At 57.8% G+C, this 26,076-nt stretch carries 20 protein-coding genes, 1 tRNA gene and 1 riboswitch; of the genes, 15 read left to right on the plus strand and 6 right to left on the minus strand.

What is annotated here, in order from left to right:
* Positions 1–45: 45 nt before the first annotated feature.
* The 6 genes from JN414_RS06830 to JN414_RS06855 all read left to right on the plus strand — a co-directional run bounded on the left by JN414_RS06830 (position 46) and on the right by JN414_RS06855 (position 6,341).
* Positions 46–129: transfer RNA gene (locus JN414_RS06830), tRNA-Leu, on the plus strand.
* 55 nt (positions 130–184) lie between these two features.
* A complete protein-coding gene (locus JN414_RS06835; RefSeq protein WP_202207225.1) occupies positions 185–1,342 on the plus strand; it encodes a phosphoserine transaminase in 1,158 nt (385 codons plus the stop codon).
* On the plus strand, positions 1,339–2,478 hold the full coding sequence (locus JN414_RS06840; protein WP_099211890.1) for an ATP phosphoribosyltransferase regulatory subunit: 1,140 nt from the start codon (positions 1,339–1,341) through the stop codon (positions 2,476–2,478). The genes JN414_RS06835 and JN414_RS06840 overlap by 4 nt, the downstream gene beginning before the upstream one ends.
* 53 nt (positions 2,479–2,531) lie before the next feature.
* The gene (locus JN414_RS06845; protein WP_202207226.1) at positions 2,532–3,821 is read left to right on the plus strand and encodes an adenylosuccinate synthase; all 1,290 of its coding nucleotides are present in this window, start codon (positions 2,532–2,534) and stop codon (positions 3,819–3,821) included.
* Between the two features lie 91 nt (positions 3,822–3,912).
* Positions 3,913–5,883: a serine/threonine-protein kinase gene (locus JN414_RS06850; RefSeq protein ID WP_202207227.1), complete on the plus strand. Its 1,971-nt coding sequence runs from the start codon at positions 3,913–3,915 to the stop codon at positions 5,881–5,883.
* Positions 5,880–6,341 (plus strand): hypothetical protein, encoded by a 462-nt coding sequence (locus JN414_RS06855; RefSeq protein WP_202207228.1) that lies wholly within the window; start codon positions 5,880–5,882, stop codon positions 6,339–6,341. Before JN414_RS06850 ends, JN414_RS06855 begins: the two co-directional genes overlap by 4 nt.
* A gap of 14 nt (positions 6,342–6,355) precedes the next feature.
* Here JN414_RS06855 and ftsY read toward each other — a convergent pair whose 3' ends face one another.
* Positions 6,356–7,321 (minus strand): signal recognition particle-docking protein FtsY, encoded by a 966-nt coding sequence (ftsY, locus tag JN414_RS06860; RefSeq protein WP_202207229.1) that lies wholly within the window; start codon positions 7,319–7,321, stop codon positions 6,356–6,358.
* A gap of 113 nt (positions 7,322–7,434) precedes the next feature.
* Positions 7,435–7,642: riboswitch (cobalamin riboswitch) on the plus strand.
* Positions 7,643–7,861: 219 nt separating this feature from the next.
* Between ftsY and JN414_RS06865 the strand changes: the two genes are divergently transcribed.
* Positions 7,862–9,985 carry a TonB-dependent receptor gene (locus tag JN414_RS06865; RefSeq protein WP_237389922.1) on the plus strand — a complete coding sequence of 708 codons (2,124 nt, stop codon included), beginning with the start codon at positions 7,862–7,864 and terminating at the stop codon, positions 9,983–9,985.
* Here the strand turns inward: JN414_RS06865 and JN414_RS06870 are convergent.
* Together JN414_RS06870 and dapF are read right to left on the minus strand one after the other, a co-directional pair.
* Complete coding sequence (locus JN414_RS06870; protein WP_202207231.1) at positions 9,982–11,187, minus strand: MiaB/RimO family radical SAM methylthiotransferase; 1,206 nt, start codon at positions 11,185–11,187, stop codon at positions 9,982–9,984. The two genes, JN414_RS06865 and JN414_RS06870, sit on opposite strands and share 4 nt — an antisense overlap.
* Positions 11,184–11,957 carry a diaminopimelate epimerase gene (gene dapF, locus JN414_RS06875; protein WP_202207232.1) on the minus strand — a complete coding sequence of 258 codons (774 nt, stop codon included), beginning with the start codon at positions 11,955–11,957 and terminating at the stop codon, positions 11,184–11,186. Before dapF ends, JN414_RS06870 begins: the two co-directional genes overlap by 4 nt.
* 85 nt (positions 11,958–12,042) lie before the next feature.
* On the opposite strand from dapF, the gene JN414_RS06880 reads away from it, so the two are divergent.
* Positions 12,043–12,693 carry a class I SAM-dependent methyltransferase gene (locus JN414_RS06880; RefSeq protein ID WP_202207233.1) on the plus strand — a complete coding sequence of 217 codons (651 nt, stop codon included), beginning with the start codon at positions 12,043–12,045 and terminating at the stop codon, positions 12,691–12,693.
* A 124-nt stretch (positions 12,694–12,817) separates the two neighbouring features.
* The gene (locus tag JN414_RS06885) at positions 12,818–14,641 is read left to right on the plus strand and encodes a DEAD/DEAH box helicase (RefSeq protein WP_202207234.1); all 1,824 of its coding nucleotides are present in this window, start codon (positions 12,818–12,820) and stop codon (positions 14,639–14,641) included.
* A 64-nt stretch (positions 14,642–14,705) separates the two neighbouring features.
* Here the strand turns inward: JN414_RS06885 and JN414_RS06890 are convergent, their stop codons facing one another.
* Together JN414_RS06890 and JN414_RS06895 are read right to left on the minus strand one after the other, a co-directional pair.
* Positions 14,706–15,584 (minus strand): PPK2 family polyphosphate kinase, encoded by an 879-nt coding sequence (locus JN414_RS06890; RefSeq protein WP_202207235.1) that lies wholly within the window; start codon positions 15,582–15,584, stop codon positions 14,706–14,708.
* A complete protein-coding gene (locus JN414_RS06895) occupies positions 15,574–16,329 on the minus strand; it encodes an SDR family NAD(P)-dependent oxidoreductase (RefSeq protein WP_202207236.1) in 756 nt (251 codons plus the stop codon). The genes JN414_RS06890 and JN414_RS06895 overlap by 11 nt, the downstream gene beginning before the upstream one ends.
* 70 nt (positions 16,330–16,399) lie before the next feature.
* Here JN414_RS06895 and JN414_RS06900 point away from each other — a divergent pair, with 70 nt between their 5' ends.
* The 4 genes from JN414_RS06900 (at position 16,400) to JN414_RS06915 (ending at position 19,786) form a co-directional block, all read left to right on the plus strand.
* Positions 16,400–16,984 (plus strand): YqgE/AlgH family protein, encoded by a 585-nt coding sequence (locus JN414_RS06900; protein ID WP_046900835.1) that lies wholly within the window; start codon positions 16,400–16,402, stop codon positions 16,982–16,984.
* Positions 16,985–17,035: 51 nt separating this feature from the next.
* Positions 17,036–17,692 carry a glutaredoxin 2 gene (gene grxB, locus JN414_RS06905; protein ID WP_202207237.1) on the plus strand — a complete coding sequence of 219 codons (657 nt, stop codon included), beginning with the start codon at positions 17,036–17,038 and terminating at the stop codon, positions 17,690–17,692.
* Between the two features lie 125 nt (positions 17,693–17,817).
* Positions 17,818–19,209, plus strand: a complete 1,392-nt coding sequence (locus JN414_RS06910; protein WP_202207238.1) for a M20/M25/M40 family metallo-hydrolase — start codon at positions 17,818–17,820, stop codon at positions 19,207–19,209.
* Between the two features lie 16 nt (positions 19,210–19,225).
* Positions 19,226–19,786 (plus strand): hypothetical protein, encoded by a 561-nt coding sequence (locus JN414_RS06915; RefSeq protein WP_202207239.1) that lies wholly within the window; start codon positions 19,226–19,228, stop codon positions 19,784–19,786.
* Here the strand turns inward: JN414_RS06915 and JN414_RS06920 are convergent.
* The gene (locus JN414_RS06920) at positions 19,783–21,984 is read right to left on the minus strand and encodes a S9 family peptidase (protein ID WP_202207240.1); all 2,202 of its coding nucleotides are present in this window, start codon (positions 21,982–21,984) and stop codon (positions 19,783–19,785) included. The genes JN414_RS06915 and JN414_RS06920 overlap by 4 nt on opposite strands.
* Positions 21,985–22,170: 186 nt before the next feature.
* Between JN414_RS06920 and JN414_RS06925 the strand changes: the two genes are divergently transcribed.
* Both JN414_RS06925 and clpB read left to right on the plus strand, forming a co-directional pair.
* Positions 22,171–23,250 (plus strand): aldo/keto reductase, encoded by a 1,080-nt coding sequence (locus JN414_RS06925; protein WP_202207285.1) that lies wholly within the window; start codon positions 22,171–22,173, stop codon positions 23,248–23,250.
* Positions 23,251–23,339: 89 nt separating this feature from the next.
* Entirely contained in the window at positions 23,340–25,940 is a 2,601-nt protein-coding gene (clpB, locus tag JN414_RS06930; RefSeq protein WP_202207241.1) for an ATP-dependent chaperone ClpB, read from the plus strand.
* The last annotated feature ends 136 nt before the right edge of the window (positions 25,941–26,076 follow it).

Raw genomic sequence — 26,076 nt, forward strand, 5'->3', positions numbered from 1 at the left:
GTCTGGTCCTTTGCTCAGGAATGCACTAGGGTCTGGGCCGTTCGCGCGAGAGTGGCGGAACGGTAGACGCAGTCGGCTCAAAATCGACCGCCGAAAGGCATGGGGGTTCGAATCCCCCCTCTCGCACCACAAACCGGGCGCACCAGTCTGGCTGCACCCGAGGACCGTTTAGCCCGGAACGAGCATGTCCAAGCCGACTGTCAGACCTTCCCGCCCGTTCTTTTCCTCTGGTCCGTGCGCAAAACGCCCTGGCTGGTCCCTCTCGGCTCTGGATCAGGCCCTGTTGGGACGGTCACATCGTGCCCCTGAAGGCCGTGCGCGCCTCAAGGAAGTCATTACCCGCTCAAAAAATATCCTAGGCATTCCCGCAGACTGGCGTCTGGCTGTTGTTCCGGCTTCGGACACCGGTGCGGTTGAGATGATTCTCTGGGCCATCGCCGGTGAGCGCGGCATGGATGTGCTGTCTTTTGAAAGTTTTTCCGGAACATGGGCGCAGGATCTGCGGGACGTTCTGAAAATTGAAGATCTCCGCGTGCTGGACGCTCCTTATGGAGAGCTTCCGGATCTGGCGGCTGTAGACTGGTCCCGCGATGTCGTTTTGACCTGGAACGGTACAACGTCAGGCGTTCGCATTCCGAATGCAGAGGCTATTCCTGTCGAGCATGACGGTTTGATCATCTGCGATGCAACATCCGCTGCTTTTGCAATGGACCTTCCGTGGGATCGTCTGGATGTTGTTACGTGGTCCTGGCAGAAGGCCCTCGGCGGTGAAGCCGCTCACGGCATGGTGGCCATCAGCCCCCGTGCTGCCGCTCGTCTGACAGAGGCTGCCCCACGTCCGCTGCCCAAAATTTTCCGTCTGACGGGAAAGAAAGGCCTGCTGGAGGCTGTGTTCGAAGGGGATACCATCAACACGCCCTCCATGCTGTGCGTCGAAGATGCGCTGGATGGTTTGCGGTGGGCAGAGTCTGCGGGTGGTCTCCCTGCTCTCAAGGCGCGCTCGCAAGCCAGTCTGGCCGTCGTAGCGGAATGGGTGGAAAAGACGGATTGGGTCTCCTTTCTTGCGTCCGATCCTGCAACGCGGTCCTGCACGTCAATCTGCCTCAAAATCGTAGCACCCTGGTTCGAGGCCCTGTCGCCTGAATCCCGGGCCAAGGCCGTCAAGCACTTGACCGGGCTGGTCGCACAGGAAGGTGCAGGCTATGACCTCGCGTCTTATCGAGACGCCCCTGCTGGTTTGCGGGTCTGGGGAGGAGCCACCGTTGATGCAGCGGATATTCAGGCTCTCCTTCCGTGGCTGGACTGGGCGTATGAGTGCACGCGCGAGGAGTTTGCTGCATGAGCCTGTATTCCGAGACCCCAAGCGCTGCCCTTCTGCCGTCTGGCTTCTCCGACCTTCTGCCGGGGGAAGCCGAAGCTGAGGCGCGGGGCATTGCCTGCGTCATGGAAGCCTTTTCCCGGCATGGTTATGAGCGTGTACGTCCGCCCATGCTGGAGTTTGAAACCTCCCTTCTGAACGGTTCAGGCGGTGCGCTCTCCACTCAGACGTTCCGTCTGATGGACCCAAGCTCTCATCGCATGATGGCCCTTCGGCCAGATATGACGACGCAGATCGCCCGTATCGCCAGTGTCCGCCTTCAGGATGCACCGCGCCCGCTGCGTCTCTCTTATTCCGGAAGCTGTATCGTCATCGGCACGCCAGGACGTGAAGCTGACCGTCAGGTTTCCCAGGCTGGTATCGAACTGATCGGCCCGGATTCTGCACAGGCTGATGCTGAAGTGGTGGCGCTGGGCGCCAGAGCACTTGAGGAGCTTGGCATCAAGGGTGTGTCCTTCGACCTCTCGATGCCAGCTCTGGCTCTGGGCCTGATCGAGACTGCTATTCCTGAAGCGGACCGGGAAGATCTGATTCAGGCGCTGAACCGCAAGGATGCAGCCTCTGTTGCTGAACTTGGCGGCTCAATAGCGGACACTCTGGCGGTCATGCTTCAGGCCGCAGGTCCTGCCAGTCGCGCGCTTGATCTGCTCGCTTCGCTTGATTTTCCGGCGTCCGTCCGTCCGCATTTCGAGCGTCTGGTTGCCTCCGTTGCCGCTATTCGCGAGCGCGCACCGTCCTTGCGTCTGACGGTAGATCCCGTGGATTTCCGCGGATGGCAGTATCATACCGGGCTATGCATCACGGTCTTTTCCACCACCTCGCGTGAAGAGCTGGGTCGTGGTGGGCGGTATATTGCTGGTCAGGAGCCAGCCTGTGGTTTGACGTTGCGTCCGCAGGCGCTGTTGCGTGCGGCTCCTGTGCCGCCGTCCCGTCCGCGGTGCTACGTGCCCGTTCGGCTGGAGGATGAGGCCATGGCAGCCCTCCATGCTCAAGGTTTTGCGACGGTTTCTGCACTTGAAGTAGATGCAGAGCCTGATGCCGAAGCGCGCCATCTGCGCTGCACCCATGTCTGGCGGAATGGCGCAGCGCACGCGCTCTGACCCCCAGTTTTTTCTAATTTCTGCTCTGCATACCAAGTCGAGGAAGCCAGCTCATGTCCAACGTCACCGTGATCGGAACCCAGTGGGGGGACGAGGGTAAAGGCAAGATCGTGGACTGGCTTGCCAGCCGCGCTGATATCGTTGTCCGTTTCCAGGGTGGTCACAACGCCGGTCATACGCTGGTTGTCGGCGATCAGGTCTACAAGCTGTCACTGCTGCCATCAGGTCTCGTGCGTGGCCAGATTGGCGTGATCGGCAATGGCGTTGTCATTGATCCAAAGGCGCTGATGTCCGAGATTGACCGCGTAACGGCGCAGGGCCTGAAGGTCACGCCTGAGACGCTGTGGATTGCTGAGAATGCTCCGCTGATCCTGCCAGTCCATGGTGCGCTGGATCGTGCGCGTGAAGCTGCTCGTGGTGATCGCAAGATCGGCACGACTGGTCGCGGTATTGGCCCGGCTTACGAAGACAAGGTTGCTCGTCGCGCCATTCGCGTCTGTGATCTGGCCGAGCCGGAGACGCTGGACTGGAAGCTGGACGAAGTACTTCTGCATCACAACACGCTGCTGGCGGGTCTGGGTGCTGATACTTTCACGAAGGAAGAACTCAAGGACTTCCTGACGGAATTCACGCCGCGCCTCATGTCCTTTGCCTGCCCGGTCTGGGATCGTCTGGATGAAGCCCGTCGTGCTGGCCGTCGTATCCTGTTTGAAGGCGCGCAGGCCGTCATGCTGGACGTCGATCACGGCACCTATCCGTTCGTGACGAGCTCCAACACGGTAGCTGCCGTTGCTGCATCTGGCAGTGGTGTCAGCCCGGCTTCCATCGGCTTCGTGCTCGGTATTGCCAAGGCCTACACAACCCGCGTCGGCGAAGGTCCGTTCCCGAGCGAACTGTTCGATGATGTTGGCCGGACGATCGGTGAGCGTGGTCATGAGTTCGGTACGGTCACTGGCCGTCCGCGTCGTTGTGGCTGGTTCGATGCTGTCATGCTGCGCCGTGCAGCCCGTGTGGGCGGCGTCACGGGTATTGCCCTGACGAAGCTGGACGTGCTGGACGGTCTGGAAGAAATTTCGATCTGCGTTGGCTATGAGCTGGACGGCAAGAAGATCGACACCTTCCCATCCGCTCCGGGTGCGCAGGCTCGCGTAAAGCCGATTTATGAGACGATGCCGGGCTGGCAGGAAACCACAGCGGGCGCCCGTTCGTGGGGTGAGCTGCCGGCACAGGCCATCAAGTATGTTCGTCGCATTGAAGAGCTGATTGAAGCTCCGGTTACGCTGCTGTCCACCAGCCCGGAGCGGGATGACACGATCCTGATGCGTGACCCGTTCGAAGACTGAGTTTTTTCTGAACGGGAAACCGCCTGTCCGTTAACGAAGCCTCAATTCCTGTCCGGCATAGAGTGTCAGACAGGAATTTGATGGAACGGACATGGATTACACTCAGGGAGATGACAGCCCCGAACTGCTGATCGCAGACCGTTACCTGGTGAATACGAGCCAGAAACAACCTGACCTCAGCGGCTGTCCTGCCTGGGTGGCTCAGGATATTACGGCCACAGGCTCAACCTGGCTGGCTCTGGCACCGTCCATGCCATCTCCCCATTTCTCTGATCTTATGTTTTTCCGACATGAGAGTGTCATCGGCCTGCATGCCCATGAATATCATGCAGGCTCGCTCTGGGTGCTATGTCCGCACCCTCCCGGACCGTCCCTGAAAGACAATCTTGGCGTCTGGTCTGAAAGCCAGATCATTGATGGGGTTATTCGCCCTATTGCCGATGCTCTTGAGAAGCTCTCCTCCATGGGGCTGACCTGTCGTGGGATCCGGCCGAATAATCTGTTTGTTGGACAGGGGCTGCATCAGGTGGTCGTTGGCCCGCTTGGGGTTGCCTGCAATGCAGAAGCGCAGCCTGTCCTGTTTGAACCGTTGTCTTCGGCAGTTTGTCATCCAACGGCCCGTGCGGCAGGGACGATTTCCTGTGACATCTTCTCATTGGGTGTACTGGTTCTCTCCCTTTGCATCGGGGAACTGCCCCTGAGGGGCCTGTCAGATAAAGAAATTCTGCAACGACGTTTTGAGGTGGGTTCTGCCGAGGCCTACATGCAGGGACATAACGTTCCCGCGGGCCTGGTCTCCCTTCTGGAAGCGATGCTGTCTGACCGGCCCGAGAACCGACCTTCTCCCAATGACCTTATAACCATTGCGCCGAGCAAGCTGTTTTCGATCCGGTCTGATATTCCTGCGCGCTCGCCTCTGGTCATTGGGGGTGTTGAGGTCAGAACGCCACGGGCATTGGCATGGTATGCCGGGAAATACCCCAATGAATTCCTGTCTCTGCTTCAACGAAAAATTGTCAGCCAATGGTTGCATCGTGAACTGGAGTTGTCGGTCATGTCCAGTTTGATCGAACAGGCTGGAATTGCGTTTTTGCCATCCAGCGGAAACAAATCCGTAGACCCGACGACGATGGTCGTGACGCGGGCTATTGCCATTCTGGACCCCGCAGCTCCAATGTTCTGGGCTGGCCACTGGTTCTGGCCATCCGCCATTCCTCATATGTTGGCGTGTGCCGAGGCCGGACGGTTCCCGCCTGAAGAGCAACGCAATATCCGTGGGATAGCCGGCTTCCTGATGACGAGTCCGGAAGTGTTTGATGTTCCTTCGCTGCCCGCATTGCAGGCAAAGCAGATCAATGATCTCGCGACTGATGCCCGCCGAACAGGTGCAAAGGGGATGGAGCAGATCCGTCGTGTGCCTTACGACGTGAATGTCTATCAGCCCTGCCTGTCTTCTCGTTGCTTGAAAGAACGGATTTCGTTGTCGGCGGGTCTCTTGCAATGGCTGGATCAGCACGTTTCGGAACAGGAGCTTTCTGCCGACGATCTGGGGCGTTCAGGCTTTCTGGACGATCAGATGCGGACTTTTTTGGAAAGTCATTGCGCGCGCCAGGGGATCATCCCACTAGCGCAGTCCCAGAAAGCGGGGCTTCCGTCCTGGCTTTCAGATCTGACTTTGATGGCTGCCGCCCAGCGCCGTTTCGACAAGACGCCTCTTAGTTCGGTGGCAAAGCGGGCGCTTTCGCTGCTGGAAATCGAGCTCAAGCAGTGGCGGAGCAGAACGACCAGAATAAAGCGTCGTGCCCGGTTATTTCAGCTGGCGGAAGCAGGAAATCTTACGAAATTTCTTGATAACGTCACGGACCCTGCGGGTTTGAAGCATGATCGCAAACTGGCTCGGCAGGCTGAAGCAGAGATTGCCCATCTTGAGAAAGTTCTCGAGGAGGAGCCCGCCCGCAAAGCTCTCCATGAAAAACAGGCCCGTAATGCTGGAGAGTTCTTTTCACTCTTGATCGGGATTGCTGTCGCCATGGCCAGCATCTGGCTGGAGTTTTGTGAATGACGCGCCAGTCAGGGCGTTTGCGCGTGCCAGAGGCCAGTTTCAAATGGTGGCACGGCCTTATCCTTGGCCTGCTTCTGGCCTATGTGCCGGGCAGTCTGCTTGTGGGTGGTGTTTTGCTGCTGCCTTTGATCGTGCTTCGATTCATCGATCCGGATGCTGATCGGCAGCGGATCATGATCGTTCTGTTTTATTTGGGGGCTGTCATGGTTCATCCCTTGAGGGAAGCATGGTTGTCGCATGGGGATTGGGAGGCCTGTACCCAGCAAATTATGCAGCCAATGCTTCTTGTCATGGACTGGATGGCCGTTGGTGTGGCGTGGCTTGTCGCGGAAGCGTCTGCCATTGGTGCCAGGCTTTGGTACGCGGATTACGTTCGCAGGGAGCGCAGGAGCATCGAAAAGAAGATCGACGCCCTGCGAGAGGAATGGCTGACTTCAGACAGTGAGAGGCAGGCCTGAAGAGGCCTGTTTCTTCAATTTTCCGGAGTTTCTTCTTCTGAGGGGCTCTCGACAAGCCGGGAGGCAAGATCTCCCGTAGCGCCACCCACAAGACCGCGCGCATAATCCTGAGCTGAGAACGGGCGCAGGTCCTCGGCCTGTTCGCCGACACCGACCATGTGCACGGGCAGTTTGAACTGTTCTGCAAGTGCGACCACAATTCCACCGCGGGCAGAACCGTCCAGTTTGGTCACGATCAGGCCTGTGACGTTCACCAGCTCACGGAACACCCGTACCTGCTCAATGGCGTTCTGACCGGTCGTTGCATCCAGCACCAGCAATACGGAATGCGGGGCGGTTGGGTCGAATTTCTGCATGACGCGGATGATCTTGGCCAGCTCTTCCATGAGCGCGCCCTTATTATGCAGGCGGCCGGCGGTATCGATGAAGAGGAGGTCTTTGCCCTCTTCGGTCGCGCGTTTGATACCGTCATAGGCGAGGCCAGCAGCATCAGCTCCGTGTTTTCCCGCGATAACGGGCACATCTGAGCGTTGCCCCCACACCTGAAGTTGTTCGACCGCCGCAGCACGGAAGGTATCTCCCGCCACGAGCATGACGGATTTGCCTTCTTCACTGTAATGGCGGGCCATTTTGCCGATGGTTGTGGTCTTGCCTACACCGTTGACGCCGACCACGAGGACGACATGGGGCTTCTTCTTCGGATCAGGCTCAAACGGGATCGCAACGGGCTCCAGAACCCGTGCAATCTCTTCGGCCAGGGCATCGCGAATTTCGTCACTTGTGACGTCCTTGCCAAAACGGGAGCTTCGAAAGCTCTCGATAACGCGCTCTGCTACGACAGGACCCAGGTCTGCCGCGATCAGTTCGTCTTCGAGTTCTTCAAGAGCGGCATCGTCCAGCTTGCGATGCGTGAATACAGCTCCGAGACGTGAGCTCGAGCGTGAAAGACCCTGTTTGAGTCGTGAGAAAAATCCAGCCATGCACGGGAGTTCGGACAGGTCAGGCCCAACGTCAAGTCTGTAGCGTCGATTTCCTGAGGACAAACGTGCCTTGGGAGGATTGTTTCAGACATTGACAGTACGGAAGCGTTTCAGTTTTTGTGTTTCGGTATGGTTCTTCACCCTCGGTTTTGTGGCGTGAAGCTAAGAGGGAAGTCCGGTGTAAGGCCGGCGCTGCCCCCGCAACTGTAAATGGCGAGCCGTCACCCAACTGATGTCACTGGAGTGCCTATGCCTCTGGGAAGACAGGGTGGCTGCGAAGACCCGTGAGCCAGGAGACCTGCCATGCAATTTCAACCACCGGCGGGGTGCCCGGGGCGGCTGTTTGTGGCGTTCCGGAGTCCTCTGTGACAGCCGGATTGCGAACGTGTCTGCCCTGTTCCTGTCATACCGAGCAGGGCTCATATGACTGTACTGTTACCGGAAGAGCGCTTCAGGCAAAGTGCTGTTCCTTTTCAAAAGCGTCGTTGCAATTGGCGACGATCGACTATTTCTGTGTCCGTTGTGATGAGCAGCTTGCTCATGGGTCCTACACTGGCAGTTGCTGCAGAATGGGCGTCTGATACGGATAAAGTCGAAGCATCCGGACATCTGGAAAAGAAAACCATTTCTGCGGCGCAAAACCATCCGGTGGAGCGCATCAGTGTCATGGCCTCCCGCCGTAATCTTTTGGGACGAGCGGACACGGCGAGTGAAGGATCTTTGACCGCACGTGAAATCCAGCAGCGGCCTGCATATCGCGTGGGGCAAATTCTGGAGGCTGTTCCCGGACTGGTGGTGACGTCTCATTCCGGGGAGGGAAAGGCCAATCAATTCCTGTTGCGGGGCTTTAATCTGGATCATGGCACGGACTTGGCAACATTTGTTGATGACATGCCGGTCAATGGCGTCAGTAACGCGCATGGTCAGGGCTACACGGATCTGAATTTCCTGATACCCGAAACACTCTCAGGCATTGATTATACCAAAGGGCCATTTCACGCAGATATCGGGGATTTTGGTGTGGCCGGGTCTGATCACATGAAGCTGGCAGATCACATCGCCCGTCAGATTAGCCTGAGTGCCGGAACGCTAGGGGATTATCGGGCTTACATTGGCGGTACGGCCCGATTTTCTAATGGCGATCGTTGGGTCAATGCCTTCAATATTTCTCATTCAGACGGTCCTTGGAAATATCCGGACAATGCCCGGAGCATCCGTGCATTGACGCATTACACCCACGGAACCGCCACCAAAGGCTTTGACCTGACGGGGATGTTTTATCGCGGTCAATGGAGGGCCACAAACGATCAACCGGTGGCGGCCTATAGTGAGGGGCTTATCAGCCGCTATGGCTCTCTGGACCCGACCGATGGCGGCTTTTCGGAGCGCTACAGTTTGTCAGCGCATTATCATCTTGCTGGCGATGACTGGAAATGGGTTACGAGTGCTTTTGCCATTCATGACCGGCTGACGCTCTGGAACAACTTCACGCATTATCTGGATGACCCAGTAAACGGAGATCAGCAGCAGCAGGACGAGACACGAACTACGCTTGGCGGAAGCAGTGTCTATTTCCGACAGGACCATGTGGGCCGTATCCGGACTGACACTCAGGTTGGCGTTCAGGGACGTTACGACTTTCTGTATGTGGATCGGCGCCATACCCACCAGCGTGTCACGCTGCCGGAGTGCCCATCCAGTCTGGAGAGCACGGTGCCTGACCTGTGTAACGGGGATAACATCGATCTTGGAGCTGTCGGTCTTTTTGTCCAGAACACGACGCACTGGTTACCCTGGCTTCGAATGGTTGTTGGTTTACGTGAAGACTATCAGGGCGGTACAGACGAAAATCTTGTTGATGGCAGCCTGACCAGAAAGCATCAGTGGCTGTTTCAACCCAAGGGAAGTCTGGTGTTTGGCCCCTGGAAGAAAACCGAACTCTATCTGAGTGGCGGAAGAGGGTTCCACTCCAACGATTTCCGCTCAGTGTCTGGTTCTTATGCGTCAGACGAATTTGCCAAAGGATCGGTTAAAGTTCCTCTTATGACGTCGGCTGTCAGCGGTGAAATCGGTGTACGGACTACGCCTCTCCGTCATCTGAATGTGCAGGCGGCTGCCTTCATCATCGATTTTGCATCTGAGCTGAGTTACGACGGCGACGCTGGTGTCACCTCTCCTGGCCCTGCCAGTCGTCGGGAGGGAATTGAGTTTTCCGCACAGTATAATCCGGTTACCTGGCTTGAACTGAATACGGATCTGTCCTTTGCGAAAGCGCGTTATCAGGCGTCAGATCTGGCAAGCTATGGAATTGATGGTCCGTACGTGACGAATGCCCCAAGTTTCGTCTGGTCATTCGGCATCCTTGCAGATCGAGGCCCCTGGTATGGCGGTTTGCAGGTACGCTGGCTGGGGGGATATCCGCTGGTGGAGGATAACAGCCTGCGGTCCAAAGGATATCAGGAACTCAATTTGAATATTGGCTATCGCTTCACCAAAAATCTGAAACTCGAAGCAAACGTCTTTAACGTCTTCAATACGCATGCCTATGCGGCACAATATGCGTATGACTATCGTCTAACACCGGCCTCTGCTGTGCAGAGCGGTGCAACAGGTCATCCGCTGGAGCCAGTTTCTGCCCGCTTCGCCCTGACCGCAGGTTTTTAGGCAGGGTTGCGTCCTAGAAGATGCCCTTCTGACACACCGTAGATCGAAAGCGGGACGATGCTTCCTCTGGTTGGGGGGGAAGCATCGGCTGCCAAGCGCACAGGCGCAAATTCGGGAGAATGACCGCGGTCCGGTGTTTCGATCAGGACGTCCACCGTCTGACCAATAAATCTTTCAAGGAACGTATCGCGGTTCGCCTCACCGACAGCTCTGAGCTGGGCTGCTCTTGCCTGACGCTCTCCGTTCGGCACAGCAGGCATTCGGGCGGCGGGTGTGCCGGGGCGTTCGCTGTAGGGAAAGACATGCAGGAACGGGATGGCCTGCTCTTCGATGAAGGAGAGGGTTTCGTTGAAAAGCGTGTCTGTTTCTGTTGGGAAGCCCGCGATGAGATCTGCACCAACACCAATGTTCGGGCGTAAGGCGCGAGCATGCTGGAGCATGGACGCGACCTGCGTGGTGGTGTGTCGGCGTTTCATGCGCTTGAGGATGAGATCGGAACCAGCCTGAAGAGACAGATGCAGATGTGGCATCAGGCGGGGCTCGTTTTCCAGAAGCCACCAAAGGTCCCGATCTCCCGTTTCCGGATCAAGAATGACAGGGTCGATGGACGACAGGCGCAGGCGTTCGATGGCGGGAACGTCCTGCAGGAGCGTCCGGCACATCCGGCCCAGACCTTCGCCGTCTGTGCCTTGCCATGACGCAATATCAACACCCGTGAGAACGATTTCACGATGTCCGGCCTCACTCAGGGCGCGAGCTCTCGAAATAGCTTCCGCTGTGGGGGTGGAGCGGGAGTCTCCCCGGCCATAGGGAATGATGCAGAACGTGCAGCGATGATCGCATCCCTGCTGGACCTGAAGCAGAGCACGGGCATGCCGTGATGGTGGAAGGCCGGGCTTGCTGTCTCCCCATGTGGTGGGCTTGAGCTTGTCAGCGTTGGGTACAACCCGCACCACGCCGGGCAGCTCCATCCAGCGCTTGGCGTCAATTTCCGACGCGCAGCCTGTCACGACTATTTTTGCATCCGGGCGCTCGCGGTGGGCACGGCGGATGGCCTGCCTCGCCTGTCGCTCGGCTGTGGTCGTAACGGCGCATGTATTGACGATGATGGTGTCATCCTGCCCGCGGGCGTGATGCGCCATGCCGTCGCTCTCATGTGCGTTGAGACGGCAGCCGAATGTCAGAACCGAAGGGGATGTCACGGAAGCTTGCCATGGAAAACGGTTGTGGCGGGGCCGGTCATCAGGACGTCTCCGTTTTCCTGCCAGGTGATTTGCAGGTCTCCACCGTCCATGGTCACGAGGCAGGTGCGGTCTGCCAGGCCTCGGCGTACTGCATTCACCACGGCAGCGCAGGCTCCTGAGCCGCAAGCCAGTGTTAAACCCGCACCGCGTTCCCAGACGCGCAGGCGCATGTGGCCGGGCGTGATGAGATCCGCAAATCCGATATTGGCGCGCTGCGGGAAGAGCGGAGACTTCTCGAGAGAGGGGCCAAGGTCTTCTGCGCGCGATACGTCGCCGAAAACGGTCGCATGAGGATTTCCCATGGAGCAGGCGGCTGCATCATGCAGGGGCAGGTGAAGTGTGTCGCAGTCCTTGGACAGCGGCACGTCCTGCCAACCAGTCCGGGGAGCGCCCATATTCACCGTGATGCGCTCGCCATCCTGTGACGTGAGGAGCAGTCCGGCCCGGGTCTGGAGAACAGGATTGTTACCGACGAGGCTGGCCACACACCGTGATGCATTCCCGCAGGCGCCGGATTCCGACCCATCCGCATTGAAGAAACGGACCAGAACATCCGCACCCTCCAAGGTTGGGGGCGAGAGCAAGACGAGCTGATCGCAGCCTATGCCGAAGCGTCTGTCGCAAAGGTGCCGGATGGTGGCTTCATCGAGTGCAGGGTCGGTTTCGCGGCCGTCAATGATGATGAAATCATTGCCCAGGCCGTGCATCTTGGTGAAAGAAAGGGTCATGATGGTGCCTCCCATAGAGCATCCTGCGGGTTGACGCACGAGGAACATACCCTCATTTCGACAGGTCAGTCAGGAGGAGATGGATATGAGCGGCACGGAACAGGTTGAAGGTTTTCACGCAGCGGCGTTTACGCGCGTCAATAATGAACCGGATACGATCTTCTATGCGCAGCGTCTTCCGGATTCGCTGATGGACATGGGCGCGCGCACGGCAGTGGCGGCACTTTACCAGACCTCTCTTCCCGTTGGGGGCACGGTTCTGGATCTGATGGCGGGGTCACTCAGCCATTATCCAGAAGAGGCACGGTTTCAGGATGCCATCGGACTGGGAGCGTCCAAGGCTGCGCTGGACACTAATCCTGTGCTGACAACACGGATCGTACAGGACCTGAACGCAGATCCCATCCTGCCATTCGAAGACGAGACGATCGACGCCATTACGCTCTGTGACGGGCTGGCATACCTGACGCAGCCGTTGAAAGTCCTGACGGAAGCCCTTCGTGTTCTGAAGGAAGGCGCACCGTTGATTGTCACATTCTCGGATCAGTTTCATCAGCAGAAAGCTGTTGCAATGTGGCAGGCTCTGGAGCCAGAAGACCGGGCACGCCTTGTCAGTGTTCTTCTTTCGAAGGCTGGTTTCGGGGAACTTGACACGGGTGAAGTCGTTCCTCCGGAAGATCTGACGGCATGGCGTGACACGGTTCGGGCGGTTGTCGGGCGGAAGCCCAGAGGCTGATTTTGCCTGATTCGCAGGTTCGGATGCGTTACTTCTGGCATTTATGCTCGGAAGTCTTTATGCAGCGGCATCCCAGCCGCCGCTTTTTGCCGTCGGCGTGACGTTTGCCGAGTGTTCATTAAATATGCCTTTCCCCGATACTCATCCTGCCCTTCTGCGCGCCCTGACGGCGCGTGGCTACGAACAGCCCACTCCCGTTCAGGAAGCAGTTCTGCAGCCAGGGCTGGAGGATCGTGATCTTCTGGTTTCCGCCCAGACGGGTTCAGGCAAGACCGTAGCTTTTGGTCTGGCTATTGCGCCGACGCTGCTTGGTGAGGCTGATCGCCTCCCGCCGTCGCCACAGCCGCTGGCTCTGGTTATTGCCCCGACGCGTGAACTGGCCCTTCAGGTCCAGTCCGAACTTGAGTGGCTCTATGCCGAGACCGGCGCTCGTATCGCGAGCTGCATTGGTGGCACGGATGCCCGCCGTGAAGCCCGCGACCTCAGCCGTGGCGCCCACATTGTTGTGGGAACGCCAGGCCGCCTTTGTGATCATCAGTCCCGTGGTTCCCTTGACCTGTCCGGTCTGCGCTGCGTCATTCTCGACGAAGCTGACGAAATGCTGGACATGGGCTTCCGTGACGAGCTGGAACAGCTTTTGGATGCGTCTCCGGCCGAGCGCCGCACGCTTCTGTTCTCCGCCACGATTGCCCGCGAAATTGCGTCTCTGGCCAAGCGTTTCCAGAAAGATGCCAAGCGCATCGATACGGTAACGGGTGCGAAGCAGCATTCCGATATCACCTATCGCTGCGTCGTAACGGCTCCGCAGGAAATCGAGCGTTCCCTCGTGAACGTTCTGCGTTTCTACGAGAGCCCGACGGCCATGGTGTTCTGCAACACCCGTATGATGGTTGGTCAGGTGCAGGCTGCTCTTCTGGAGCGTGGGTTCGCTTCTGTCGCGATTTCCGGCGAAATGGGTCAGAACGAGCGTAGCCGTGCGATCGAGAGCCTGCGCTCCGGTCAGGCCCGCGTCTGTGTCGCGACTGACGTTGCAGCACGTGGCATTGACGTGCCAGCGCTGAACCTCGTGATTCACGCCAGCATCCCGACGGCTTCTGAAACCCTGCTGCACCGTTCTGGCCGTACCGGTCGTGCGGGCCGTAAGGGCACCAGTGTGCTGATGGTGCCGATGAACCAGCGTCGTCGCGCTGAGCGTCTGCTGGCCATGGCACGTGTAAATGCCGAGTGGGAAGCTGTTCCGACAGCGGATGCGATTGCAGCCCAGGATACGAAGCGTCTGCTGGACGATCCGATCCTTGCCAACGCTTCTGAAGACACGACGGATGAGCTGGTTCTGAAGCTGGCTGAAACCTACGACGCGAAGAAGCTCGCAGCAGCGCTGGTGCAGATGTACCGTGCCCGCCTGCCGAATGTTGAGCAGATCCGTGCGATGTCCGTCGAGGCTCCGCAGAGCCGTGGCGATCGTCCGGAACGCGCACCGCGTGAAGAGCGCATCGTGTCGGGCGAATGGTTCAAGATGAGCGTCGGTCGTACAGAGCGCGCTGATCCGAAGTGGCTGATCCCGCTGATCTGCCGCCTTGGTAACGTTCAGAAGCGTGACATCGGCAGCATCCGTATCGAGCAGGATCAGACCTACTTCCAGATCACGGATGAGAGCGTCGAGCGCTTCAAGTCCTGTGTTGCCGGGGCTGAGCCTGACGAAGTGACGATCGAGCCGTCTGCTGAGCCTGCCGGTGGCAGCAGCTATGGTTCCCGTGGTCGTAACCCGGGCGAAGGCAAGCGCTTCGGTCGGTCCGGCGGTGGCGCTGGTGGCGGCTTCAAGGGCGGCCCGCGCGGTGGCGGTGCTGGTGGCGGTTACAAGGGCCGCGGCGGTTCCGGTTTCGGTCGTCCGAAGCCTGGTGCTGGTGGCTCATCAGGTGAAGGTGCGAGCCGCAAGCGTCGTTCCTGATTTCTGATTTCACGTCAGAACTGAAAAACCTCCGCCGGATCGCTCCGGCGGGGGTTTTTTCTTTTCAGGTCTTGGAGGACCCTTCTGCGAGCAGGGCATCACGTGCAGCCCTTAACGTATCGGAGAGCTTCTCTTCAGGTACTTTGAGATGAAGCTTTTCCATGGTTTCCAACAGCGCTTCCGCGACCATCAGCCGGGCTGCCCATTTGTGGTCAGCGGGAATGATGTGCCAAGGGGCTTCCGGAGTGGATGTTGCCTGTATCGCTGCCTCATAGGCCTTGGTGTAATCAGGCCACTTCCCACGTTCTGCCAGATCGGAAGGTGAAAACTTCCAGCGCTTTTCGGGCTGGGTCAGACGCTTGAGAATGCGCTTCTTTTGCTCATCTGCAGAGATATGCAGGAAGAGCTTCAGAATAACGACGTTCTGATGCGTCAGGTAGCTTTCGAAGTGCCGGATGTCTGCCAGTCTCCGGTCCCAGAAGCCGGGCTCATCGGGGTTAAGCCCGCGTGCTTTGACGATATCCGGATGGACGCGGGCAATCAGAACATCTTCATAGTGGCTGCGATTGAAAACCGCGATTTCGCCTCGGGCTGGCGCCATCAGATGCACACGCCACAGGTCATCGCGCTTTTCTGCGGCACCGGCGGGTGTCTTGAAGGATGTGACGTGAAAGCCCTGCGGGTTCAGGCCGGAAAAGGCGTGGCGGATAGCGCCATCCTTTCCTGCCGTATCCATGCCTTGCAGCACGACCAGAATTCCGTGTTCTCCGTGCGCGGCCAGACGTCCTTGCAGGATAGCCATCCGGTCCACGCAGTCCCGGATGCGGGTATGGGCACTTTTCTTGTCGTGCCCAATCCGGTCATCGGTTCTGAAGTCAGCCAGCTTGAACTTGGTGCCGTCTGTAATTGTCAGGCGCGAGGGAATACCGCTTTCAGCCGACATGACGATTCACCGCCAGCCCACCAGAAGCCTGACAGACAGGCATGATTTCCATTGTGTTGACGTTCATGTGCCACGGCAGGCCCACGAGCCATGATACTGTTTCTGCGATGTCGTGGGGCGTGAGGGGTGTGGTGTCCTTGTAAACTGCTGCGGCCTTGCCATCGTCCTTGAGGCGAACGGAGCTGAATTCGCTTCCGCCACACAGACCCGGTTCAATATCCGTGACGCGGATGCGCTTGCCCAGAAGATCCGTTCGCAGGTTCTGGCTGAACTGCCGCACGAACGCCTTGGTGGCGCCATAAACATTGCCGCCAGTGTAGGGGTAGAGGCCCGCAGTGCTGCCGAGCATGATGACATATCCGGAGTTGCGCTCAACCATTCCGGGCAGCAGTGCGTGGGTCATTTCCACCAGACCGGAGACGTTGGTGGCGATCATTGTTTCCCAGTTATCAATCTTGGCTTCCTGTGCGGGCTCCATGCCGAGCGCCAGGCCCGCGTTGTTGACCAGAACGTCCACAGTCCGCCAGTTTTCCGGCAGGCTGCCCGGCAGTGCGCGGAGTGCGTCGCGGTCCGTCATGTCCAGCGGGAAGGGGAGAAGATTTTCCCCGAGTTCGGCTTTCAGGGCTTCAAGACGTTCTGCCCGTCTTCCTGTCGCGATGACGCGGTGACCATCCTGCACGAGGCGCGTGGCGATGGCGTGTCCGAAGCCAGCAGTGGCACCGGTCACGAGAACGGTAAGGGACATGAAGACCTCCATAAAACTCTCGACATGGGAACGCTTGCAAAGAGGCACGAGATGCACCCATTTGTAGAGAATGAAGAAAACACTCGCCGGACAGAATGACAACCTGACAGGCATGCTCCTGGTTGCGGCACCGCAACTGGCGGAGACAGTCTTCGCCCAGAGCGTGATCTATCTCTGTGCTCACTCCCCCGAAGACGGGGCAATGGGGCTGATTATCAACCGTCGTCTGGCCCAGCCGGGTTTGGATGATCTATTTGCGCAGCTCGGAATCGAGCCGAACCCTCCGGAACGCCGGATTGCCGTCTGTATGGGTGGCCCTGTCGATCATTCACATGGGTTTGTTCTGCATTCGACAGACTGGAATGGAGAGGGCAGCCTGGGCGTCAATGATCAGGCGACGTTGACGGCCAGTCTGGATGTGCTGCGGGAACTTGCTGCGGGGCAGGGGCCCAAGCGGGCATTGATGGCTATTGGCCATGCGTCTTGGGCCCCTGGTCAGCTTGAAGAAGAGATTCTGCGGGATAGTTCATGGCTGGTTGCGCCGGCCAGTGATGAGATTGTCTTTGGCATGGATCATTCGAAAAAATGGGGGAAGGCACTGGCGGCCATCAATATTGATCCGCTGCTGCTCTCCTCCGCGATGGGTGAAGCCTGACCGAATTTATTCGGAGCTACGACTTTTGACAGACATGAGGATTTTCAGATCATGAATCAGACAACCCGTATCCTTCACGTTTATGAGCACTGTCCGTTCTGCGTGAAGGCCATGATGATTTTTGGCCTGAAAAACATCCCGTTCGAGAAGCGTATTTTCCTGAATGACGACGAAGCTGGCCCGATCAGTATGGTTGGGAGAAAGGTTGTCCCGATTCTGGAGGAGAACGGTCGATACATGCCGGAGAGCATGGATATCGTCTCCCATATTGATGGAGTTGGCGCCCCGGTTCTGAACGGGCCGGTTCGTAAGGACATTGCAGACTGGCTGCGTGCAAGCAGCAAGGCCACGTATCGGCTCTTCCTGCCGCGCGCAGTGTGCGCACCCTTGCCTGAATTCGCGACAACGTCTTCCCGGGCAGGCTTCATTCGCCGCAAGGAGGAATCTACCGGCCCGTTCTGGGAAATTCTGGCAGATGGCTCAAAGGAAATTGCAGAGCTGAACGCATTGCTGGAAGAGCTCGAACCTCTGATCCAGTCTCCTGAAGCCGTGAATGGCACACTTTCCACAGACGATATTCATCTGTTTGCCCAGCTTCACAGCATGTCACTCATCAAAGGGGTACGTTACCCGCTCGGGGTTGAGGCTTACCGTCAGACCATGTCTGAAAAATCCGGTGTGAGCCTGCTGGATGGGTTTGCGGCCTGAGGAAAGGCCATCCGCAGGACATCTTGAAACCGTCTCGTCAGATGGATGGAGATGTCCTGCAACGCACCGGCTAGGCATCCACTGTCCGGATGGTTACGATTTCGCATCTGATGCAGGAGAAGACGATGCGGAATACGATTGGCGCAGGATTGTTACTGGCCCTGATGAGCGGGAGCGCGCTTGCCGCAGTTCCCCAGCATCATGACGCCGCAACGCAGGCCCTGAACCTTGCTGAGCAGGCCATCGCCCTGCGATCTGTCGCGGGGCCAGCCAACCAGACACCACAGGTCGCCGCCCTTTTCCGGGATGCTCTGCTTAAGGGAGGTTTTGCGCCTGCGGATGTGACGATCACGCCCTACAAGGATACGGCGTATCTGATCGCCCGTTGGCCTGGCCGTGATTCGTCTCTCAAGCCGCTGGTGATTTCCGGCCATATGGATGTGGTTGAAGCCAAGGCGTCTGACTGGACGCATGATCCTTTCAAGCCACAGATTGAAAATGGCTATCTGCTCGGCCGTGGCTCAACGGACATGAAGCTGGATGATACACTGGCTATTTCTGCTCTGCTGGAGCTGAAAAAAGAAGGGTACGTGCCCCGTCGGGATATCATCATCGAGTTCTCGGGAGATGAAGAGACGACGATGGCAACTGGCGCCATCATCGCTGACAAGTTGTCCAATGCCGAACTTGTTCTGAATATGGACGGGGCCAATGGTACGTTGGACGAAAAGACGGGGAAGCCAGATTATTTCACATGGGAAGGTGCGGAAAAAACCTACGCTGATTTCCGTCTGACCGTTACGAACCCCGGTGGTCACTCTTCGGAGCCGAGATCCGTCAATGCCATTGATGAGCTGAGTGCCGATCTTCTGCGGATCCAGCAACATCGTTTCAAGCCGGAAGTGAATGACCTGAGCCGTAGTTTCTTTGTCAACGCGGCTCGCTGGCAGAAGCCTGATATTGCGGCGGCCATGAAGGCGTTCGCAGCCAATCCAGCCAATGAAAAGGCCATTGCCACGCTATCGGCTGACCCGTCCTTTGTGGGGCGGATTGGCACAACCTGTGTGGTCACGATGATTGAAGGTGGTCATGCCCTTAATGCGCTCCCCCAGCGGGCGACGGCTAATATCAATTGTCGCATCTTTCCAGGGCACTCCCGGGCTTCGATCATGGCTGAGCTGCGCGACGCGGCGCAGGACCCGGGTATGAAGATTGAAGACGCGACAGAAGGGTCTGTTGAAACTGCTGCATCTCCCATGCGGCCTGATGTGGTGCATGCGATTGATGCCGCCATTCACGCGGCTTATCCGGGTGTGCCGGTCTTTGCAGCCATGTCATCCGGAGCGAGCGACAGCATGTGGTTCCGCTCTCATGGTGTTCCCAGCTATGGCATCAGCCCGATCTTCATCAAGAATTCAGACTCTTTCATGCATGGACTGAATGAACGGACGCCGGTTTCCGCCGTTGGTCCGGCAATGGACGCGCTTCTGGTTTTGATTCCGGAGCTGTCTCACTAAGAGGGAAGCTTTGTAGATGCGGAGTGTTGCTGTCGGTTTGGGCGTGGTTCTGGCGGGAGCGACGATGGCTCATGCCGCGATGGGGCGGCCCGTTTCTGAACAGGATCAGCTCTCCGGGCGGTATAGTACGCATTTCAAAAATGGTGATGTGTCGGGTGATACCTATTGGAGCGACAATGTTCTGGAGGTTGTACCCGTCAACGCCGAGGCGGCCTATCTGCGAATAGAAACACAGTTTTTCAATGGGCACATGTGTTCCCTGTCAGGCATCGGCCGCATGGAGGGAGAGGCTCTGGTGTATCAGGAACCACCCTTTATGGCAGGCGAGAAGCCCTGTCGCCTGACGCTCCGCCGGACTGGGAAAGATATTGTTTTGCAGGATGCTGACGGTGCTTGCCGGGTCGGGCACTGTGGAGCGCGGGGACTGTTTGATGGGCAGACATTTCCGGCATCCAGCCGCCGGGCTATTACCTATTTGCCAAGGCTCAGGGCATCGCGGGAATATCAGGCCGCGTTGAAAGCCTGGGCTGCCTCTCCGAATCATTCGGATCATGCTGCCCAGGCAGATCAACCTTAGGGCTTTAAAGCGTCGTCCAAGAACTCTGCACGACGCTGGCTCACGCGCGCGCGTAAGAGCGGATCAGGCAGCATATGCGTTCCGGGGAGCAGAAGGAGATCGTAAGGTTTCCCGGCTTTCAGAAGGGCCTGTGTCAGCTTCATGGTATTTTCGAAGTACACGTTGTCATCTGTCAGGCCGTGCATGACCAGAAGGGGGCGCTTCAGACCGTCCGCATAGGTCAGGACGTTGCTTTTGCGATATCCTTCCGGGTCATTCTGCGGGGTGTTCAAATAGCGTTCGGTATAGGCGGTGTCGTAATCGGCGAAATCGACGGGGGGTGCACCTGCAACGCCGACTTTGAAGACGTCCGGACGGCGGATGGTGGCCATTGCCGTGAAGTAGCCCCCGAAAGACCAGCCATAAACACCGACCCGTGACAGATCGAGTTCAGGGTAGGTTTTGCCCAGCCCTTGCAAGCCATCGATTTGGTCCTGAAGGGGAGCATCGATCAGGTTGCCTTTGATGGCACGCTCAAAGTCATGATCCCGACCCGGAGTGCCGCGTCCATCCAGCGTGACAACGACATAGCCCTGATTGGCGAGGCACTGGTCTTCCAGAAAGCTCGACGGTGTATCGTGCACAAGCTTTACGCCGGGGCCGCCATAGACGGACAACACGACCGGATAGTGATGGCCCTTCTGAAAATGCTCTGGCCGGATGATCGCGGCATCGAGTTGTCGTTCCCCAGCCGTCGTGAACTGTACGTGGACGGGAAGGTGAGGGGGCAGCGCAATACCCGGGAGGTTGGCCAGGATTTTCCCTTTTGCGTCCCGCAGAAGAGTGCGCCGAGTTCCGTCAGCGGCGGCAAACGCATCGACCAGCAGGCGATGGGTGCCATTGGTGAAATGGACATTGTGGATGCCCGGCTCCGTGATGAACGGAGTGATCTTGCCGTCTGCGAGTGAAATCCGGACGACCTCGTTATCAATTCGGTTCGGGCGTACCGTCACGACAACGCTGTTGCTGTCTGCGTCGTAATCATTGAACGCGACGTAAGGCAGGGTATCGGGCGTCAGAACTCGCTTCAGGGACCCGTCTGGGGCGTGATGTTCAAGCTGCCACGTCTTTCCGCGCTCCGAGGCCCACAGGAAACCCTGTTGGCCGTTCAGCACGACGGGTAAGGCATGGCTGCCACCGGCGTCTCGCGGATCAAGATTGAGCCAGGTCTTGTCACTTTCTGCGAGGAGGAGCGTCGTTTTGCCTGTTGCTGGATCAACGGACAGAACCTGTTCCTGTGTCTGTTCCCGGTTGAGCAGAACAAGGAACAGGCCACCGTTCTTCCGCCAGACCGCACGCGCCATGTAGGGCCATGCTTCATGATCCCAGCCAATCCAGCGAACGTCTCCGCCTTTGATGCTGGTGAGACCAAAACGTGTTCGTGCATTGGGCGTGCCGGCGCGAGGATAACGGAACTCGACCGGAGCCGCCTGCGGCATCTCTGGATTGGTGATGTAATGTTTTTCGACGTTGCCTGAATCAGCTTCTTCGAACAGCACGGTCTGACTGTCCGGAGACCACCAGGCACCATCCGGGCGCTCCAGTTCTTCTGCTGCGGCAAATTCGGCCAACCCATTGGTCAGCGTTTCTGTGCCTGTAGTGGTCAGGCGTGTTTCGGCGCCTGTTACCAGATTGACCGCGTAAAGGTCATTGTCCCGCACTGCGGCAATGGTCTGTCCGTTCGGGGAAAGGCGGGGGGCGATCCAGTTGCCATCAACGGAAGATACCCGGCCGTCATCGGCAGCAATGCGGATGAGGCGTCCGCCCTGAGATGCCAGGATCGTGCCGCCATCTTCGCTCATCTGATAGTCGGTGATGCCAGACATGGACTGACGGGCGCGCTCTCGCCGGGCTTTCTCCTCCACGGACAAGTGCTCTGGACCAGCTTCCGGGGCTGCAAGTTCGTGCAGCGAGTGGTCTGGCAGATCGTAGCGAAACAGATGCAGGCGTGTGTCGAACGGGCCAGAACGCAGGAAGAGAACCGAATGCCCGTCCGGCGTCACTTCTGATCGTGTGGGCAGACCCAGCGTTCCGTTCCGAGTTTTGGCAAGATCGAGCATGCATGATGCAGGTTCGGACGCCATGGCCGGTAAGGCGGGAAGCAGGGAAGACAGGAACGCGCAGGACAGCAGGGCTCTGCGGAGACGGAATGACGGCATGGCGGCTCCGGGACAGGAAAGGTTTTGACATCAATCATGGACTGACCTGTCGTTCCTGAACAGAGTGCACGAGCATGAGAAGTCGCCTTGCTCACGATGATGAGAGCGGGGCCGATTTTACCGGGACTGATCCACCGTTGAGGTGTTGTGTGTCATGGTCTGTCTCAGAAGAGGAACCTGATGGATATGCAGTATCGTCAGCTAGGTCGCTCCGGCCTGAAAATTTCCGCACTCAATTTTGGCTCTGTGACGTTCGGCGGGCAGGGCGATTTCGCTTCCACCGGCAATGTTGACGTCTCAGAGGCCACACGAATGGTGGATCTCTGCGTCGAGCATGGCGTCAACATGTTTGATACGGCCGATGGTTATTCGGGTGGAGAAGCCGAAGAAATCCTTGGTCGTGTTCTGAAAGGCAGAAGCCGGGAGTTGCTTGTGACGAGCAAAGTCCGGTTTCCGACGGGCAAAGGCCCGAACGAAGAGGGCCTTTCGCGGCATCATATTCTGAATGCCTGTGATGACAGCCTGCGTCGTTTAGGGCGAGACCATATCGATCTCTATTATCTGCATGAATGGGATGGTCTGACGCCGGTTGAAGAAACGCTGGAGGCACTTCAGACGCTTCGGGACCAGGGCAAGATCCGCTACGCGGGACTTTCCAATTTTGCTGGCTGGCAGGCCATGAAGCTTCTGTCTGCCGCGGAGCGGGACCGTCTCATTACGCCGGTCTCCGAACAGATCTATTATTCTCTGGAAGCACGGGATGCGGAATATGAGCTTCTGCCACTCGCTGTGGATCAAGGACTGGGCGTTCAGATCTGGAGCCCACTGGCCTGCGGGCTGCTGACGGGCAAATATCGTCGCGGGAAGACGGCACCTGCGGATAGCCGCCGTATTTCGGGTTGGCCAGAACCGGAAGTCCGCAATATCGAAAAACTCTACGATACGGTTGAAGTGCTGGTGGAGATCGCAGAGGAACATGATGTCTCGCCCGCGCGGGTTGCACTGGCATGGTTGCTGCACAAACCGGGTGTGACGTCCGTAGTGATTGGAGCCCGTAAGGAAGCCCAGTTGCTGGATAATCTGGCTGCGGCATCACTGCGTCTGACGAAGGCACAAGTCGCGCGGCTTGATGATGTCAGTGCGCCGGATCTGATTTATCCGTACTGGCATCAGCAGCGGAATGCGTTTGGCAGGTTGTCAGAGGCCGACATGGTCTTGCACGGGCCAGCGAAACGTCATCGGGATGCCCTTGAAACAAAAAAATGAGTGCCTAAATATTCATCACCGGTCGTCGCCTTCGGGGGCGACCGAGACACCATATGCCGCCGATACGGGGCATGAGAGGACATATTAGAATGGACATTCAGAAATTCACTGAGCGGAGCCAGGGTTTCCTTCAGGCCGCACAGACTATTGCCCTTCGAGACTACCATCAGCAGTTGACGCCGGAACATCTGCTCAAGGCCCTGCTGGATGATGATCAGGGCGCCGCATCCGGCCTTATTCGGGCTGCGGGTGGTGATCCAAAAGTTGTTCAGACTGCCAATGACGCAGCACTTGCCAAGCTTCCGAAGGTTCAGGGCGGCGGTGCAGGTCAGCCGCAAGCCACACCTGATTTCGTCAGACTGCTGGACTCCGCTGAAGCCGCTGCAAAAGCCGCAGGTGACAGCCACGTTGCGCAGGACCGCCTGCTCGTGGCCATTGCTGCGAGCGGATCAGCCGCAGGTAAAGCACTGGTTGAAGGAAAGGCCGATGCCTCCGCGCTGGAACGTGCCGTTGCTCAGATCCGCAAGGGGCGGACAGTGACCAGCGCATCTGCCGAGAATACGTTTGATGCGCTGAAGAAGTATGCGCGTGACGTTACGGCGATCGCCCAGGCTGGCAAGCTCGATCCGGTGATTGGCCGTGATGAGGAAATCCGGCGCACCATTCAGGTTCTGGCCCGCCGCAGCAAAAACAATCCGGTTCTGATTGGTGAGCCAGGCGTTGGTAAGACCGCAATCGTTGAGGGTCTGGCGCTGCGTATCGTTAATGGCGATGTGCCAGAAGCGCTCCGAAACAAGAGACTGATGTCGCTCGACATGGGCGCCCTGATTGCAGGTGCGAAGTTCCGTGGTGAGTTTGAAGAGCGTCTGAAGGCAGTTCTCAAAGAAGTTGAGACGGCCGAAGGCGAGGTTATTCTCTTCATTGACGAGATGCACACGCTGGTGGGCGCTGGCCGTTCCGATGGTGCGATGGATGCGTCCAACCTTATCAAACCGGAACTTGCTCGCGGGACGCTGCACTGCATTGGTGCGACGACGCTCGATGAGTACCGTAAGTACATCGAGAAAGACGCCGCGCTTGCCCGTCGCTTCCAGCCGGTGTTCGTCGGTGAGCCATCTGTCGCGGATACGATCTCTATTCTGCGTGGCATCAAGGAGAAGTACGAGCTTCACCACGGTGTGCGCATCACGGATAACGCCATCGTCTCTGCTGCAACGCTTTCCAACCGTTATATTACGGATCGCTTCCTGCCGGATAAGGCCATTGATCTGATTGACGAGGCTGCCAGCCGTCTGCGGATGCAGATTGACAGCAAGCCGGAAGCTCTGGACGAACTCGATCGCCGCATCATTCAGTTGAAGATCGAGCGTGAAGCCATCCGTAAGGAAGACGACACGGCATCCAAGGATCGTCTGCAGGCTCTTGAGGCCGAACTGGCTGATCTGGAGGAGCAGTCCGATGCGATGGGTGCTGAGTGGCACGCCGAAAAGGATCGCGTGAACGCTATTCAGAAGCTGAAGGAGCAGCTGGATACAGCACGGTCCGATGTGGATGTGGCGCAGCGTCAGGGAAATCTCGCGAAGGCTTCCGAGCTGATGTACGGCCTGATTCCAAATCTGGAAGCTCAGATTGCGAAAGCGCAGGAAGAGGAAGACGCAGCATCTAAATCTGGCTTGTTCGCTGATAGCGTCACGGATCAGGGCATTGCATCGGTTGTCTCTCGCTGGACGGGTATTCCGGTAGATCGGATGCTCGAAGGCGAGCGTGCCAAGCTCATGCGGATGGAAGATACGCTGCGTGAGCGTGTGGTGGGGCAGGAACAGGCACTTGTGGCTGTCTCTAATGCCGTTCGTCGTGCCCGTGCAGGACTTCAGGATCCGAACCGTCCGATTGGGTCGTTCCTGTTCCTTGGTCCGACGGGTGTGGGCAAGACCGAGTTGACGAAGGCTCTGGCCCAGTTCCTGTTCGATGACGAGAAGGCTCTGCTGCGGATCGACATGAGTGAATTCATGGAGAAGCATGCAGTGTCGCGTCTGATTGGTGCGCCTCCGGGATATGTTGGGTACGACGAAGGTGGTGTGCTGACAGAAGCTGTGCGTCGTCGTCCGTATCAGGTCATCCTGTTTGATGAGGTGGAGAAGGCCCATGAGGACATCTTCAACATCCTTCTTCAGGTGCTCGATGATGGCCGTCTGACGGATGGGCAGGGACGTGTTGTGGACTTCCGCAATACGATCATCGTTCTGACGAGTAACCTTGGTTCAGATGTGCTGGCCAATCAGGAAGATGGTGAATCGCCGGAACTGGTTCAGGCGCAGGTCATGCAGGTGGTGCGTAATCACTTCCGGCCGGAATTCCTGAATCGTCTGGATGAGATCATCCTGTTCTCCCGTCTGCAGCGCGCGGATATGGGCAGGATTGTCGACATTCAGCTGGGTCGCCTGCGTCAGCTTCTGGACGATCGCAAGATCACACTGGATCTGGATCAGAAGGGAACCGAGTGGCTGGCTGAAGCAGGCTATGATCCCGTGTATGGCGCCCGTCCGCTGAAGAGGGTGATCCAGCGCAGCCTTCAGAACCCGTTGGCAGGACTTCTGCTGGATGGGACTATCCGGGATGGCGACACCATCACCGTCTCTGCGGACGATAAAGGCCTGACGATTAATGGTCGTTCGTCCTCCGCAGACTGATTGTCGCGGGAAACCGGGACTTTCGAAGAAAACGCCAGATTTTTCTGGCGTTTTTTTTGATTTTTTTAGTTTTGTTTTGTGAATGGAAAGTGTGTGTAAGGGGGAAAAGTGTAGGAAATCTGTGGGTTAGTTGTGT

The organism is Gluconobacter sp. Gdi (assembly GCF_014132155.1).
Lineage (GTDB): Bacteria > Pseudomonadota > Alphaproteobacteria > Acetobacterales > Acetobacteraceae > Gluconobacter.